The organism is Rhizobium ecuadorense, from assembly GCF_001187535.1.
GTDB classification, from domain to species: Bacteria; Pseudomonadota; Alphaproteobacteria; order Rhizobiales; family Rhizobiaceae; genus Rhizobium; species Rhizobium ecuadorense.
The window spans coordinates 1-284 of the sequence record NZ_LFIO01001559.1; the positions used below are offsets into that span (position 1 = coordinate 1).

General features: G+C 60.2%; 1 protein-coding gene. It reads right to left on the reverse strand.

Annotated elements, in window-relative coordinates; translation table 11 throughout:
• Positions 1-284, reverse strand: a 284-nt coding sequence (locus tag AF337_RS44710; protein ID WP_160320391.1) for a L,D-transpeptidase, incomplete at both ends; no start/stop codon positions are given.

The following is a 284-nucleotide window of genomic DNA, read 5'->3' on the forward strand; positions in this document are numbered from 1 at the left end:
ACAGGGTATCTTCTCCTCCTTGGTAGAGGTAGAGGGCCGCTGCACCGAGAGGGTTGAGCGGTCCTCCCGGTATCCCATCGGCATACTTGGCCAGCCGGGGCTTGCGCTGAATCATGTCATTGGTGGGCTTCCACGAAGGCCACTCTGCCTTATAGCCGATGGTAGCCTCGCCCTTGAAACTCAGTCCTTCCTCACCGACGGCAACGCCATAGCGAGTCGCCAGTCCGTCTGCCTCCACGAAGTAAAGGTAGCGGCTCGCCGTATCGACGACGATAGTTCCGGGC